16 protein-coding genes are annotated in these 14,316 nt (G+C 74.2%); 8 read left to right on the top strand and 8 right to left on the bottom strand.

Annotated features, from left to right (window positions below; translation table 11 throughout):
- Window positions 1-61: 61 nt before the first annotated feature.
- Window positions 62-1,021 carry a methionyl-tRNA formyltransferase gene (locus IEY94_RS00350; protein ID WP_189167968.1) on the bottom strand — a complete coding sequence of 320 codons (960 nt, stop codon included), beginning with the start codon at window positions 1,019-1,021 and terminating at the stop codon, window positions 62-64.
- Window positions 1,022-1,200: 179 nt separating this feature from the next.
- Between IEY94_RS00350 and IEY94_RS00345 the strand changes: the two genes are divergently transcribed.
- Both IEY94_RS00345 and cutA read left to right on the top strand, forming a co-directional pair.
- Entirely contained in the window at window positions 1,201-2,565 is a 1,365-nt protein-coding gene (locus IEY94_RS00345; RefSeq protein WP_189167967.1) for a lysine N(6)-hydroxylase/L-ornithine N(5)-oxygenase family protein, read from the top strand.
- A gap of 131 nt (window positions 2,566-2,696) precedes the next feature.
- Window positions 2,697-3,041 (top strand): divalent-cation tolerance protein CutA, encoded by a 345-nt coding sequence (gene cutA, locus IEY94_RS00340; RefSeq protein WP_189167966.1) that lies wholly within the window; start codon window positions 2,697-2,699, stop codon window positions 3,039-3,041.
- 60 nt (window positions 3,042-3,101) lie between these two features.
- On the opposite strand, the gene IEY94_RS00335 is transcribed toward cutA, so the two are convergent.
- From IEY94_RS00335 to IEY94_RS00320, 4 genes are all read right to left on the bottom strand, one after another.
- Window positions 3,102-4,475, bottom strand: coding sequence for a M14 family zinc carboxypeptidase (locus IEY94_RS00335; protein WP_189167965.1), 1,374 nt, complete (start codon window positions 4,473-4,475; stop codon window positions 3,102-3,104).
- Between the two features lie 169 nt (window positions 4,476-4,644).
- On the bottom strand, window positions 4,645-6,024 hold the full coding sequence (locus IEY94_RS00330; protein ID WP_189167964.1) for a glycine--tRNA ligase: 1,380 nt from the start codon (window positions 6,022-6,024) through the stop codon (window positions 4,645-4,647).
- A 230-nt stretch (window positions 6,025-6,254) separates the two neighbouring features.
- Window positions 6,255-6,764, bottom strand: a complete 510-nt coding sequence (locus tag IEY94_RS00325; protein ID WP_189167963.1) for a hypothetical protein — start codon at window positions 6,762-6,764, stop codon at window positions 6,255-6,257.
- Between the two features lie 25 nt (window positions 6,765-6,789).
- Complete coding sequence (locus tag IEY94_RS00320; protein ID WP_189167962.1) at window positions 6,790-7,131, bottom strand: antibiotic biosynthesis monooxygenase family protein; 342 nt, start codon at window positions 7,129-7,131, stop codon at window positions 6,790-6,792.
- A gap of 94 nt (window positions 7,132-7,225) precedes the next feature.
- Between IEY94_RS00320 and IEY94_RS00315 the strand changes: the two genes are divergently transcribed.
- The 6 genes from IEY94_RS00315 (at window position 7,226) to IEY94_RS00290 (ending at window position 10,818) form a co-directional block, all read left to right on the top strand.
- Window positions 7,226-7,495, top strand: a complete 270-nt coding sequence (locus IEY94_RS00315) for a hypothetical protein (RefSeq protein ID WP_189167961.1) — start codon at window positions 7,226-7,228, stop codon at window positions 7,493-7,495.
- Between the two features lie 61 nt (window positions 7,496-7,556).
- Complete coding sequence (locus IEY94_RS00310) at window positions 7,557-8,480, top strand: metal ABC transporter substrate-binding protein (RefSeq protein WP_189167960.1); 924 nt, start codon at window positions 7,557-7,559, stop codon at window positions 8,478-8,480.
- Entirely contained in the window at window positions 8,477-9,214 is a 738-nt protein-coding gene (locus IEY94_RS00305; protein ID WP_189167959.1) for a metal ABC transporter ATP-binding protein, read from the top strand. The genes IEY94_RS00310 and IEY94_RS00305 overlap by 4 nt, the downstream gene beginning before the upstream one ends.
- Before the next feature lie 20 nt (window positions 9,215-9,234).
- Window positions 9,235-10,056, top strand: a complete 822-nt coding sequence (locus tag IEY94_RS00300; protein WP_189168746.1) for a metal ABC transporter permease — start codon at window positions 9,235-9,237, stop codon at window positions 10,054-10,056.
- Between the two features lie 58 nt (window positions 10,057-10,114).
- Window positions 10,115-10,435, top strand: coding sequence for an ArsR/SmtB family transcription factor (locus IEY94_RS00295; protein WP_189167958.1), 321 nt, complete (start codon window positions 10,115-10,117; stop codon window positions 10,433-10,435).
- Window positions 10,432-10,818 (top strand): Fur family transcriptional regulator, encoded by a 387-nt coding sequence (locus tag IEY94_RS00290; protein WP_189167957.1) that lies wholly within the window; start codon window positions 10,432-10,434, stop codon window positions 10,816-10,818. The genes IEY94_RS00295 and IEY94_RS00290 overlap by 4 nt, the downstream gene beginning before the upstream one ends.
- 79 nt (window positions 10,819-10,897) lie before the next feature.
- On the opposite strand, the gene IEY94_RS00285 is transcribed toward IEY94_RS00290, so the two are convergent.
- From IEY94_RS00285 to IEY94_RS00275, 3 genes are all read right to left on the bottom strand, one after another.
- The gene (locus IEY94_RS00285; protein WP_189167956.1) at window positions 10,898-11,332 is read right to left on the bottom strand and encodes a hypothetical protein; all 435 of its coding nucleotides are present in this window, start codon (window positions 11,330-11,332) and stop codon (window positions 10,898-10,900) included.
- 100 nt (window positions 11,333-11,432) lie between these two features.
- Complete coding sequence (locus IEY94_RS00280; RefSeq protein ID WP_189167955.1) at window positions 11,433-13,364, bottom strand: acyl-CoA dehydrogenase family protein; 1,932 nt, start codon at window positions 13,362-13,364, stop codon at window positions 11,433-11,435.
- A gap of 175 nt (window positions 13,365-13,539) precedes the next feature.
- Window positions 13,540-14,295, bottom strand: coding sequence for a TIGR03943 family putative permease subunit (locus IEY94_RS00275; RefSeq protein ID WP_189167954.1), 756 nt, complete (start codon window positions 14,293-14,295; stop codon window positions 13,540-13,542).
- Window positions 14,296-14,316: the final 21 nt, after the last annotated feature.

The following is a 14,316-nucleotide window of genomic DNA, read 5'->3' as shown; positions in this document are numbered from 1 at the left end:
CCTCCCCCGTCGGCTGCCGCGCGGCGGCACCGCCGCGCGGGATCACCCTACGTCGATGCCGTCAGCGCAGCCGGTCCGGGTAGCTCGTCAGGTAGCCGCCCATGGTCCGGAAGTAGTCGCCCGCGGACAGCTCGCGGCCGTCGGCGGTGCGCACCCGGGTGACGAGCAGGCCGTGGCTGCGCCCGCGCCGGGCCTCGGGGCCGGCGACGATCGCGACGCCGTCGCCCTCGCGGTAGAAGATCCGGCCGGCCGTGCCGCCGTACCGGCCGCGGGAGACGGCCGCGCCGATGATCTCCAGCCGCTCGCCCCGGTGGAAGCAGTACGCGGCCGGATACGGCGCGCACTGCGCCCGGACCAGCCGCTCCAACTCCTCGGCGGGCCAGGTGAAGTCGATCCGGATGTCCTCCTCGGACCGCTTGTGGAAGAAGCTATACCTGCTCGGGTCCTGCGGCGTCCAGTCGGTCTTCCCGCTGGCGATGAGGTCGAGCCCGTCCACGGTGATCGGCCCGAACAGGGCCAGTGTGCGCTGGAACAGGTCGGCGGTGGTGTCGGTGTCGCCGACCGGCACGGCCCGCTGGAGCACGATCGGGCCGGCGTCCAGGGTGGCGTCCATCATGTGCGCGGTGACGCCGACCTCCTTCTCGCCGTTGACCAGCGCCCAGATCAGCGGCGCGAAGCCGGCGTAGGCGGGCAGCAGCGAGTCGTGCACGTTGAGGGTGCCGTGCGGCGGCAGCTCGAAGATCCGCGGCGGGATCCAGGTGCGCCAGTTGCAGGCGACGATCGCGTCGGGGGCGGCGGCCTTGAGCGCCTCGTACAGCTCGTCGTCGTCGGGCCGCTCCCGCTCGATGACGGGCACGCCGTGCGCGGCGGCCAGGTCCGCGACCGAGTCGCTCCAGATCCGCTCGTACGCGCCGTCGCCCGGCGGGTGGGTCACCACCAGCACGACCTCGTGCGCGGAGTCCAGCAGCGCCTGCAGCGTGCGGTGTCCCCACGTCTGGTACCCGAACATGACGACCCGCATCCGAGCCCCTCCCTCGTTTCCGGCCCGGCGCGTGAAGACGCACACAGGAGGTTCCCAGTAAACCAAGGCTTCCCTAAGCTGGGTATCCGCCCCCGCTGGGCCATGAGCAACACTTAGGTTAGGCTAACCGAACCCATTTGACGAACCAGTCAGCGGCCCGGCCGCGCGAGGGGACGGACATGTCTCAGCCACATCCGGGAGCGACGACCCCGGTCTTCGACCTGATCGGCGTCGGATTCGGGCCTTCCAACCTGGCCATGGCCATCGCCACGCGCGAGCACAACAACGCGGTACCCAGGGCCGAAGCGGTGACGGCGCACTTCCTGGAGCGGCAGCCGACCTTCGGTTGGCACCGGGGCATGCTGATCGACGACGCCACCATGCAGGTGTCGTTCCTCAAGGATCTGGTCACGCTGCGCAACCCGACCAGTGAGTACAGTTTTCTCTGCTACCTGCAGAGCCGCGGCCGGCTCATCGACTTCATCAACCACAAGAACCTGTTCCCGCTGCGGATCGAGTTCCACGACTACTTCGAATGGGCCGCCGCGAAGGTCGACGACCAGGTCTCCTACGACCACGAGGTCGTCGCCGTGCACCCGGTGACCGGGCCGGGCGGCGCCGTCGAGCACCTCGACGTGGTCGCCCGGGCCGGGCACGCGCCCGACGACCTGACCACGTACCGGGCCCGCAACCTCGTCCTCGGCACCGGCCTGCGGCCCAAGCTCCCGGCCGGCGTGCAGCGCGGCGCCCGCATCTGGCACAACTGCGACCTGCTGCGCCGGGTCGAGTCGATCCGGGGCACCGCCCCGCGCCGGTTCGTCGTCGTCGGCGCCGGCCAGAGCGCGGCCGAGACGGTGGCGTACCTGCACCGCGAGTTCCCCGACGCCGAGGTGTGCGCGGTCTTCGCCCGGTACGGCTACTCCCCCGCCGACGACAGCGCCTTCGCCAACCGGATCTTCGACCCGGCCGCGGTGGACGACTACTTCGCCGCGCCCGACCCGGTCAAGCGCCGGCTGATGGAGTACCACGGCAACACCAACTACGCGGTCGTGGACATCGACCTCATCGACGAGCTGTACCGGCGCGAATACCGCGAGAAGGTCCTCGGCACCCGCCGGCTGCGCCTGCTCAACGTCTCCCACCTCGCCGAGCTGACCGAGTCCCCCGGCGGCGTGCACGCGGTCGTCGAGTCGCTCGTCACCGGCGAGCGCACCCCGCTGGAGGCGGACGCCATCGTGTACGCCACCGGCTACGCCGAGCCGGACCCGCTGGGCCTGCTCGGCGAGCCGCTGGCCGACCTGTGCCAGCGCGACGCCGCCGGCCGCGCGGCCGTGGACCGCGACTACCGGCTGCGCACCGTCCCCGAGCTGCGCTGCGGGATCTTCCTGCAGGGCGGGACCGAGCACACGCACGGCATCACGTCGTCGCTGCTGTCCAACACGGCCGTCCGGGTGGGCGAGATGCTCGACTCGGTCCTGGCCGAGCGCCCGACCGCGGCGGTACCGGGCCAGCGCCCGACCAGGCCGGCGTTCCAGTCGAGCTGACCCACCGCTGCACGCCGTACGCCGGTCACCGCGACCGGAGTACGGCTATGTGGACGAGTCGGGCACCGGTCGCGATAATCGGCTCGGCGCGCCTCTCCGGCGCGCACCGAGCCGCGCGGACGGGAGACGGGATGGCCGAACCGGCGTACTGCCAGGTGACGACGACCATCGATTCGGCGGAGGCGGCGGCGGGGCTGGCCCGGGCCGCGGTCGAGGCGCGCCTGGTGGCGTGTGCCCGGGTGGCGGGGCCGGTCGAGAGCACCTACTGGTGGGAGGGCCGGGTCGAGACGGCCCGGGAGTGGGTGGTCGTGGCCAAGACGACCGACGAGCGGTACCCCGCGTTGGAGGCGCTGCTGCGCGAACGCCACCCCTACGACGTCCCGGAGATCATCCGTACCCCGGTGACCGGCGGCAGCCCGGCATACCTCGCGTGGATCTCCGCGGAGACGAGCACCCCGACCGACGACGACGCATAGCCGTTGAATGAGTACGTGGGCGGCACCCGGTCGGGGTGCCGCCCACGTACTGCGTTCCGCTCAGCCCTTGTACGGCTTGGCGGCGGCCTTCGCCGCGGCCACGTACGCCGGGTAGTTCAGCTTCCAGAAGTTCTGCATGCAGGAGTACGCCGGCGCGAACCCGCCGCACGACCCGCTGCCCGGCCCGATCTCGATGGTGTAGCCGGGGACGCCCAGCTTGCCGTAGACCCAGTCGTCGGTGGCGCCCGGCGCGAAGTAGTTCAGGCCGCCGTCGCCGTGCACGACCTGGTACCGGTTGTGCTGCGCCATCGCGTCCGCGATCGCCTTGAGGTCGGCGTGGTTCGGCGCGTTGTTGTTGGTCCAGCCGTACGGGAAGATGTTGAGCTGCGAGTAGCTGTGCACCGTGAGGAAGACGCCGGTGGTGTCCTTGGTGGCCGGGCTGTTGTCCGAGTCCGGCTTGGTGTCCCGGTAGATCTTCTTCAGCAGGCCCTCGATGCCCTTGGTCTCCGGCTCGCTGTCCGGCCCGGTGCCGGGGTACGTCTCGGAGCACTTGGTGCCCTGGTTGACGTCCCAGTGGTAGTCGGAGTTGCGGTTCAGGTCGGTGCCGAGGCCCGTGCCGGAGCAGCCGTTCTCGTGCGCGTTCTTGCGCTGCATGACCGGCTTGCTCGAATTGGACGAGACGATGTCGACACCGTCCGGGTTGGCGATCGGGATCACCCACACCTCGGTGGAGTCGAGCAGCGCGGTGACCTCGCTGTCCTTGCCGTAGTTGTTCACGAGCTGGTCGATGAACATGTACGACAGCTCGCCCGAGGCCAGCTCCCGCGAGTGCATCTGCGACATCAGCGTGAACTTGGGCTTCTTGTTGGTGTTGGTCAGCTCACAGTCGCCCGAGCCGATCTTCGTGATGCACAGCGCCTCGATGTCGTGGCCGCCCTTGCCGGCCGACTTCTTCCAGGACTGGCCGATCACGTACTTCTTGACCAGCTCCGGGTGCGCGCTGGCCACGGCGGCGTTGTGCTTCTCGTGGCCCTCGCTGGTGTGGTACCCGCCGTAGTAGGTGTCGGCGTTGGCCCGGAACGAGCGCGGCACCGGCTGGTACAGCGGCCCGGTGTACGTCGCGGTCAGGCCGCGGGCGGCGAGCTTCGCGGGCGTGCTCCGGTCGCCGATGACGCCGACGCCGGCGGCGCTGTCGCCGTGGCCGACCAGGTCGAAGCCGGCGGTCTCCAACATCTCGGCGAGGACGCCGGTCTGCACGCCGGCGGGCGACTGCACGAGGAAGTAGCCCTCGCCGTCGGGGTTCGCCGCGGCCACCGTGTCGGCGTGGGCGATCGTCTGGGTACCGGCGATGGGGAGCGCGACCGCGATGGCCGCGGCCCCCGCCGCGATCAACGTGCGCGCACGCTTGCGCTGCGCCGTGGGCGGAGTCGTCATGGTCAGGGAGTCCTCACTCGTCAGGCTGGGTGGATTTCGTGTGCCATCCGATGACGTCCATCACACCAGGGCCGACTCGGAAAGTCACGAACTTGAATGGAAGAACTCCCCCGGGCGTCGCCCGGGAACGGCGTTTCGCCCTACCCTATGGTGATATTCCCGCCGACGCTCAGCAGCCGGGCAGGCGGTCGACGAGGTACCGCTCGACCTGGTCCAGGCCCACCCGCTCCTGCGCCATCGTGTCCCGCGACCGGACCGTCACGGCGTTGTCGCCGAGGGTGTCGAAGTCGACGGTGATGCAGTACGGCGTGCCGATCTCGTCCTGCCGCCGGTACCGGCGGCCGATCGCCTGCGAGTCGTCGAACTCGATGTGCCACCGCTTGCGCAGCGCGGCCGCCAGGTCGCGGGCGCGCGGGGTCAGGTCGGCGTTGCGGGACAGCGGCAGCACCGCCGCCTTCACCGGCGCCAGCCGCGGGTCGAACCGCAGCACCGTCCGCTTGTCCACGCCGCCCTTGGTGTTCGGCGCCTCGTCGACGTCGTACGCCTCCAGCAGGAACGCCAGCACCGCCCGGGTCAGGCCGGCGGCCGGCTCGATCACGTACGGCGTCCACCGCTCGTTGCGGCCCTGGTCGAAGTACGACAGGTCCACGCCCGCGTGCTTGGCGTGCGTGGTCAGGTCGAAGTCGGTGCGGTTGGCCACGCCCTCCAGCTCGGCGAACTCGGTGCCGCCGAAGCGGAACTTGTACTCGATGTCGACGGTCCGCTTCGAGTAGTGCGACAGCTTCTCCGCCGGGTGCTCGTACAGCCGCAGGTGCTCCTCGCGCAGCCCCAGGTCGCGGTACCAGTTCCACCGCTCGGTCAGCCAGTACTCGTGCCACTCCTCGTCGGTGCCCGGCTCGACGAAGAACTCCATCTCCATCTGCTCGAACTCGCGGGTCCGGAAGATGAAGTTGCCCGGCGTGATCTCGTTGCGGAACGACTTGCCGACCTGCGCGATGCCGAACGGCGGCTTGCGCCGGGCCGAGGTCATCACGTTGGCGAAGTTCACGAAGATGCCCTGCGCGGTCTCCGGGCGCAGGTAGTGCAGGCCCTCGTCGCTCTCCACCGGGCCGAGGTGGGTCTTCATCAGGCCGTTGAACATCCGCGGCTCGGTGAACGTCCCCTTGTTGCCGCAGTTCGGGCAGTTGACCACCGCCAGCGACGGCGGCGGGCCGTCGTGCTCGGCCGCGTACTCCTCGGCGAGGTGGTCGGCGCGGAACCGCTTGTGGCAGGACTGGCACTCGGTCAGCGGGTCGACGAACGCCTCCAGGTGCCCGGACGCCGCCCACACGTCGCGGGCCAGGATCACCGCCGAGTCCAGGCCGACCACGTCGTCGCGCTGCTGGACCATCGTCCGCCACCACTGGCGCCGGACGTTCTCCTTCAGCTCCACGCCGAGCGGTCCGTAGTCCCAGGCCGAGCGCGTGCCGCCGTAGATCTCGCTCGACGGGTAGACGAACCCGCGCCGCTTGGCGAGGCTGACGATCGTGTCGATCCGGTCGGCGGACATGGCTTCCTCCTGCGCCGGCTGGCGGTCGGCGGGGACATCGCGGGGCGTACCTGGCCGCGGCCGGCCGGCGCGCGGCGCCGGCCACCGCCGGGTCACCGTAGCAAGGCCGGGCCCCGGCCGGGCGGCGTTTGCGCCCGCGCCGCGCCCGCCGGGTGGCTCCGGCGGCCGGGTGACCGGGCCGGCGACGCGCCCCCGGCCCGCCCGCGGGACGGCCGGCCCGCCGCGGGCGGTCAGCGGTCGATCGCGCAGACCTCCAGCTTGCCGGTGCGCCGGTCCTGCTCCATCCCGACCCGCCAGGTGCCGCCGGTGCCGTCGGCGTAGGTCACGTCGACCGGCACCCGCACCGACGCCGGGCCCAGCTCGGCGTCGCGGAGCACGTACGCCCGCAGGCCCGGCTCGCCGCGCACCCGCGCCGTGTAGTCGGCCAGCGACTCGCGCTCGCGGGCCTCGGGGCACAGCTCGTCGTACGCCTCGCGGTACCGGCCCGCGCGCACGTCGTCGAGGTAGTCCCGGACGGCGGCCGCGGCGTGCTCGTTGACCGCCTTCGTGCCGACCACCGCGAGGCCCACGCAGGCGCTGAGCCCGCCGCCGCAGCACAGCAGCGCGACGAGCCCGCCGGAGAGCAGGCCGACCCAGAGCCGGGTGCTGCGGCCCTCGGTGGGCGGCGCCGGGAAGGGCGGCGTCACGCCGGGCCCCGGCGGCGGCGCTGGCGGGTCCGGCTGGCCGGGTGCGACGCTCATGGTCGCCCATCGTAGTGCCGCGGGGTCAGCGCCCGGGGTCGATGGCGCGGTCGCTGCCGTACCTGGTGACCGGCCCGTTGGGCGCGGCGGCGGCCAGCGCCTCGAACGCCGACGGCTCGTCCACCGACTGCGCCAGCAGCGGGGTGGCGTGCATCTTGACATCGAAGCCGCCGAGCGCCCGCCGGTAGCTGCCCACCGACTCCCACTCGGTGACCAGGCACCAGGCGGTCGGCTCGTCGAGGGCCCGGGTGAGCCGGCCGGACCGGTAGCCGGGGCGGGCGGCGAGCGCGGCGAGGGCGTCCCCCGCGCGGGCGGCGAAGTCGTCGGCCGTTGCCGGGTCGACCACGAAACGGTTGATCACCAGCACGGGTGCTCCCTGTGGCTGCGCGGACTGTGGCAGTGTCCGGACAGCGTAGGGCCGCCGCGCGGCGGCCGCCGGACCGGCCCGGGAGGGACCATTCATGACGCTGAGTGAGCAACCGCTGGCGATCCGCGTGCTGGCGCGGCTGGCGCGGCGGGGGCCCGCACCGATTTTTCTCGGGACAATCGCGTACCTATTGATCGCGCTCTACGCTCCGGGGATCATCGGCGCGGCGCTCCTGCTGCTGCTCGTGGCGGCCCTGCTCGCCGTCGGCGCGCACACCTGGCGGGTCCAGTCGCCCGGCGCCCGGCTGGTCCGGGTGCTGGCGCTGTCCCTGCTCGCCGCGGTGGCGGCGGTGAAGCTGCTGTGACTTGCCGGTCGCCGCAACAGCTAGTTGACAATCATTGTCATTGTCACGGACAGTGGAGACCATGACGTTCCCCCCCACCCGGGCGACCCTTCCCACCCGCGCGACCGTCCCCGCCGCCTGCCTGGCCGCCCTGCTCGCGCTCGCCGGCTGCGGCGGCGGCCCGGCCGACGACGGCAACCCCGACTCCGTCACGACGGTCGTCGGCCTCTACCCGCTCCAGTACCTCGCCCAGCGCGTCGGCGGCGACCGGGTGCGGGTGACCAACCTCGCCGAGCCCGGCGTCGAGCCGCACGACATGGAGCTGAGCCCGGCCCGGCTCGAGCAGGTCCGCGCCGCCGAGCTGGTCGTGTACCTGCGCGGCGTCCAGCCGGCCGTGGACGAGGCCGTCGGCGAACCCGGCGACCGCCTGTTCGACGTCGCCGGGCAGGTGGAGCTGGCGCCCGCCGCGGCCGACGACGGCCACGGCGAGGAGGGCCCCGACCCGCACTTCTGGCTGGACACCCAGCGGTACGCCGCCGCCGGCGACAAGCTCGCCGCCCGCCTCGGCACGCTCGACCCGGCCGGCGCGGAGGGGTACCGGAAGAACGCCGCCGCCCTCGCCGCGGACCTGACGAAGCTGGACGCCGAGTACCGCGCCGGCCTCGCCCGCTGCGCCCGCCGCCAGGTGATCACCAGCCACGCCGCGTTCGGCTACCTCGCCACCCGGTACGGGCTCACCCAGATCCCGATCAACGGGATCAGCCCCGAGCAGGAGCCCGCGCCGCGCCGGATGGCCGAGATCGCCGCCCTGGCCCGCCAGCACAAGGCCACCACGATCTTCTTCGAGACGCTGGTCAGCCCGCGGATCGCCGAGACCGTCGCCCGGCAGGCCGGCGCCCGCACCGCCGTCCTCGACCCGATCGAGGGCGGCACCGGTACCGACGACTACCCGGCCGTGATGCGCCGCAACCTCGGGGCGCTGCGGCAGGGGCTGGGCTGCTCGTGAGCGCCGACGTCCTCGCGGTCGACGGCCTGACCGTCGCGTACGACGACCGGGCGGTCCTGCGCGGGGTCACCGCCGGCGTCGCCGCCGGCGAGGTCGTCGCGGTGATGGGGGCCAACGGCTCCGGCAAGTCCACCCTCGTCCGCGCGGCGCTGGGACTGATCCCCGCCGCCGCGGGGACGGTCCGGCTGTTCGGGGCGCCGCTGCGCCGGTTCCGGCAGTGGCACCGGCTCGGGTACGTGCCGCAGCGGCTCGGCGCCGGCAGCGGCGTCCCGGCGACCGTGGCCGAGGTGGTCGCCGCCGGGCTGCTCGCCCGGCGCGGGGTGCTGCGCCCGTACGGGCGCGGGGACGGGGCCGCCGTCGCCGCCGCGCTGGCCGAGGTGGGCCTCGCCGACCGGGCCCGCGACCCGGTCGGCACGCTCTCCGGCGGGCAGCAGCAGCGCACGCTGATCGCCCGGGCGCTCGTCGGCCGCCCCGAGCTGCTCGTCCTCGACGAGCCCACCGCCGGGGTGGACGCGGCCAGCCAGGAGGCGTTCGCCGGCGCCCTGCGCGGCTTCGCCGCCGGCGGCGGGACCGTCGTGGTCGTGCTGCACGAGGCCGGGCCGCTGCGCCCGCTGCTGACCCGGGCGCTGGTCGTCCGTGACGGCGGCATCGCCCACGACGGGGCGGTGCCCGACGACCCCGGCGAGCACGTCCACCCGCACGGGCCGGCCAACGGGACGGAGCCGCACCGGTGACCCTCTTCGCCTCCGACCTGATGCTGCGGGCGCTGCTCGGCGCCGCGATCATCGGCCTGTCCGCGCCGACCCTGGGCACGTACCTGGTGCAGCGGCGGATGTCGATGATCGGCGACGGCATCGGCCACGTCGCCCTCACCGGCGTCGGCGTCGGCCTGCTGCTGAACCAGTCCCCCGTCCTCGCCGCGGTGCTCGTCTCCGCCGCCTGCGCGGTCGGCGTCGAGCTGGTCCGCGAGCGCGGCCGCACCCCCGGCGACCTGGCCCTGGCCGTCCTCTTCTACGGCGGCATCGCCGGCGGCGTGCTGCTGGTCGGCGCCGCCGGGCGGTCCGGCGGGGGGAACCTGCTGTCGTACCTGTTCGGCTCGCTGGGCACCGTCTCCGACCGCGACCTGGCGCTGATCGCCGGCCTCGGCGCGGCCGTCCTGGCGGCGATGCTGCTGCTGCGGCCGGCGCTGTTCGCCGTCTGCCACGACGAGGAGTTCGCCCGGGTCGCCGGCCTGCCGGTCCGGACGCTGAACCTGCTGCTCGCCGTCACCACCGCCGTCACGGTCACCATCGCCATGCGGGCCGTCGGGCTGCTGCTGGTCAGCGCGCTGATGGTCGTCCCGGTCGCCACCGCGCAGCAGGTCGCCCGCGGCTTCCGGGCCACCCTGTACGGCGCGATGGCGGTCGGCCTGCTCGCGGCCGCCGCCGGCGTCACGGTCTCCTGGCACGCCGACACCGCCCCCGGCGCGACGATCGTGATGGTCGCCATCGCGGCTTTCGTCGCGGTCGCGGTCGCCGCCGCCGTCACCCGCCGGATCGGCCGCGGCGGCGCGGCGCGGCGCGCCGGGCCGCGGTGATCCGGGACCCGCGGCCCTGGCTCGGTACGCTGGCCGCACCGTTGGCTACGGTGGAATCATGACCGTGGCCGGAGCAGCGCCCGTCGACGGCGACACCGGTTACCGGGCCGCCAGCGAGCTGCTGCGCGCGCTCGCCTCGCCCACCCGGGTGGCGATCGTGACGGAGCTGGCGGCGTCCGGCTCGCGCTGCGTGCACGAGCTGGTCGACGCGGTCGGCGTGACCCAGCCGCTGGTCTCGCAGCACCTGCGCGTGCTGCGCCGGGCGGGCGTGGTCCGGGGGACGCGCAGCGGCCGGGAGATCGCGTACTCGCTGGTCGACGAGCACATCGCGCACATCGTGGCGGACGCGGTGAGCCACGTACGGGAGGATCGGGCATGAGCGGGACCGGGGTGCGCAACACGCGCCAGCGCAGTGCGGTCAGCGCGCTGCTGGCCGAGGTGGAGGGCTTCCACAGCGCCCAGGAGCTGCACGCCATGCTGCGCGCCCGCGGCGAGCGGGTGGGCCTGACCACGGTGTACCGGACGCTCCAGGCGCTCGCCGACGCCAGCGAGATCGACGTGATGCAGCTCCCCGGCGCGGAGCAGCTCTACCGGCGGTGCAGCGACGGCCACCACCACCACCTCGTCTGCCGCACGTGCGGCCGGACGGTGGAGGTGGCGGGGCCGACGGTGGAGCGGTGGGCGGAGCGGGTCGCGGGCGAGCACGGCTTCCGCGACGTCAGCCACACCCTGGAGATCTTCGGCACCTGCCCGAACTGCTGACCCCCGCCGCCCGGCCCCTGCCCGCGGACACCCGGGGGTGATCACCGGCCCGCGGGCATCGGGGCCGGTGCCGGGCGGGTCAGCCGTGTTCGGCGACGGCCTCGGTGAAGCGCTTCACGGTGGCCGCGTCGGCCGACGGCGGGGTGAAGGTCGCCGGTACCTCCTGCCACGTCTCCCGCGCCCCGCTGCTGATCAGCACATACTTGCGGCCGACCGCCAGCTCGCCGGGGCTGCCGACCGGGCGGGCCACGTCCACCAGCGGGTTCAGCGAGCCCTTGAGCAGCCGGTCGACCCGGACCCGGTACAGCAGCCAGCGCCGGCCGCCGCGGTCGGCGTCGGCCAGCCGTTGCAGGATCGTGCCGGCGAACACGTGCGCCGCCCGGGCGGCGGCCCGCTCGGGCGTATCCGCCGGGAGGGTGTCCGCGCCGACCGGCCGGGCGCCGGTGCAGGCGGTCAGCGCGGCGAGCGCCGCCGCCAGGAGTCCGGCAAGGCCGGCACGTGCCGTTCGATTCATCCCTTGCTCCCCCGTCGCCGATGCCGCGCGCCGGCCCGGCCGGGCTCCCGGTGCGGTGCCCGGCGGATCGACCGCGCTCGCTCCATTCTGGACCGTTCGGTCAAGCCCCCGGCGGCCGGGCGGGGCGTCGGCGGCGGATGTCGGGGGCGTCGGACGGGCCGGTGCTCACCCACTCGCCGTCGGCCGGGGGCGGCAGCACGCCGTCCTCCAGGCCGAGGTACCGGCCGGCGAGGATGGCCGTCGCCGCCCGCGCGTCCGCCGCGTCGGTGTTGTGCCAGAGCTGCGCGAACAGCACCTCCGCCCGCGCCCTGGCCTGGCGGCAGAACAGGTCCGCCAGCTCCACCGCCGTCGGGTCGGTGGCGTGCAGCTCGCGGGCCCGCACGCACGCCGCGGCGACGCCGAACAGCTCGGCCCCGATGTCCACCAGCCGGCCGAGGAACCGCTGTCGCCGCTCCAGCCCGCCGCGCCACCGGCTCATCGCCGCGAACGTCGCCCGGGCCAGCCGGCGGGCCGCCCGCTCGGCCCAGCGCAGGTGCCCGGCGAGCGGGCCGTACCGGCCGTACGCCAGCGGGGTGCTGCCCGGCCCCGCGACCAGGGTGGGCAGCCAGCGGGCGTAGAACGCGCCCGCCCTGGCGCCGGCCCGGGCCTTGCGGGCCGGGTCGGCGGCCGGGTCGATCAGGTCGCCGGCCACGGCCAGGTGGGCGTCGACCGCCTCGCGGGCGATGAGCAGGTGCATGATCTCGGTGGAGCCCTCGAAGATCCGGTTGATCCGCAGGTCGCGCAGGAGCTGCTCGGCGGCGATCGGGCGCTCGCCGCGGGCGGCCAGCGAGTCGGCGGTCTCGTACCCGCGGCCGCCGCGGATCTGGATCAGCTCGTCGGCGACGCGCCAGGCCAGCTCGCTGGCGGACAGCTTGATCAGCGCGGCCTCGATCCGGATGTCGGCCCGGTCCTCGTCGGCGAGCCGGCAGCAGACGTCCAGCATGGCCTCCATGCCGAACGTCGACGCCGCGATGAACGCGAGCTTGCCGGCGACGGCGTCGTGCGCGCCGACCGGCTGTCCCCACTGGACCCGCTGGGCCGACCACTGCCGGGCCACCGACAGCGCCCACTTGCCGGCGCCGACGCACATCGCGGGCAGCGACAGCCGGCCGGTGTTCAGCGTGGTCAGGGCGATCCGCAGGCCCAGGCCCTCGGCGCCGATGACGTTGGCCCGCGGTACGTACACGTCGTCGAACCGGGTCAGGCTGTTCTCCAGCCCGCGCAGGCCGAGGAACGCGTTGCGCCGGGCCACGGTGATGCCGGGGGCGTCGGCCTCGACGACGAACGCGGTGATCCCGCCCCGGTGGCCGGGGCCGGCGGGCACCCGGGCCATCACGACGAGCAGGTCGGCGAGGGTGCCGTTGGTGGCCCACAGCTTCACCCCGGACAGCCGGTACCCCGCCCCGTCGGGCGTGGGAGTGGCGGTGGTGGCGAGCCGGGCCGGGTCCGAGCCGACGTCGGGCTCGGTGAGCAGGAACGCGGAGATCGCGCCGGCGGCGAGCCGGGGCAGGTACGCCTTCTTCTGCGCCTCGGTGCCGAACAGCTTGAGCGGCTGCGGCACGCCGATCGACTGGTGCGCGGACAGCAGCGCGCCGATCGCCGGGCTGGCCGAGCCGACGAGCATGAGCGCCCGGCAGTAGTCGCCGTGGCTGAGCCCCAGCCCGCCGTACGCCGGGTCGATCTTCATGCCGAACGCGCCCAGCTCGGCCAGGCCGGCGAGTACGTCGTCGGGGATGCGGGCGTCGGCCTCGATCCGGGCGCCGTCGACCCGGTCCCGGGCGAACGCGGCCAGGTCGGCCAGGAACGCCGCGGCCCGCGGGTTGTCGGCGGGCGCGGGCAGCGGGTCGATCAGGGGGAGGCGCAGCCGGCCGAGGAACAGGTCCCGGCCGAAGCTCTGCCGGTCCCAGTCGGCCTGCCGGGCGGCCTCGGCGACCCGGCGCGCCTCGGCGGCGCTGGCCCCGGCGGTGGTGGCGGCTTCCGGTCTCTCGCGCATCGTGGTCACGGCCGAGCCCCTTTCGGCGGCTCCGCCGCGCGGCCCCGTGCACCCGCCGGGCGCCGTGAGGGGTCGGCCCGCCCGCGCCCGGGACCGCGCCGCGGGCGTATCCGGCCCGCTCCGGGCCGGTCGGTGCTCCCCCCAGGCTACCGCCGGGTAGGCGCGGCCGTCACCCTCACTCGTACGGGTTCTTCGGCTGGGGCGTGGGCTCCCAGGACGCGACCTGCAGGTACGGGATCTGCGACTTGTTCACCGGGTCGGTGCCGATCTTGTCGCTGTACACGCCGGTGGCCTTGACCCAGGCGTCGTCGGCCTGGCCGACCGGGGCGTCGCCGCCCAGCCCGACCTTGATCGGGCGGCCGTCGGCGGCGCAGCAGGACAGCACCATCCGGGTCAGGTACTGGCCGCCGTCGGGGTTCTTGGCGAGGAACCCGGTCAGCTTGACCGTCCGGCCCTGGAGCGAGACGCCCTTGTCGAAGATCGCCCGGGCGGCGTAGTCGGCGACGCCGATCTCGATCGGGTCGCCCGGCGGCAGCGCCGGGAAGTCCGACTGCTGCTGGGTGGCCAGCGCGCTGCCGGACTGGCCGGCGGCGTACGCGCCGAGCGCCGGCGGGGCGACCAGCAGCAGGCCGAGGACGGGCAGCAGCAGCATCCAGGCCACCCGCGGCTCGCGGTGCACCCGGTGGCCGTGGCCGTCGTCGTCCCCGTGGCCGTCGTCGGCGCACTCCGGGTTGTCGGCGACCGGGTCCGCCTTGCGGAAGAGGTCGTAGTAGAGCGTCATCGCGCCGGCGACCACCAGGACGGCGCCGGAGGCGATGAGGAACGGGCCGAGCGACTCCTTGACGTACCGCAGGTGCAGGTCGCCGAACGTCGCCCGGAGCAGGGCGCCGCCGAGCAGCAGCATCAGTACGCCTTGTGCGCGCTTGTCCATGGCCGGTCCTTTCCGCGGTAC

It is taken from the genome of Pilimelia anulata (assembly GCF_014647895.1).
GTDB classification, from domain to species: domain Bacteria; phylum Actinomycetota; class Actinomycetes; order Mycobacteriales; family Micromonosporaceae; genus Pilimelia; species Pilimelia anulata.
The sequence above is the reverse complement of the archived record's forward strand: the minus strand, read 5'-3'. Positions and strand labels throughout refer to the sequence as shown.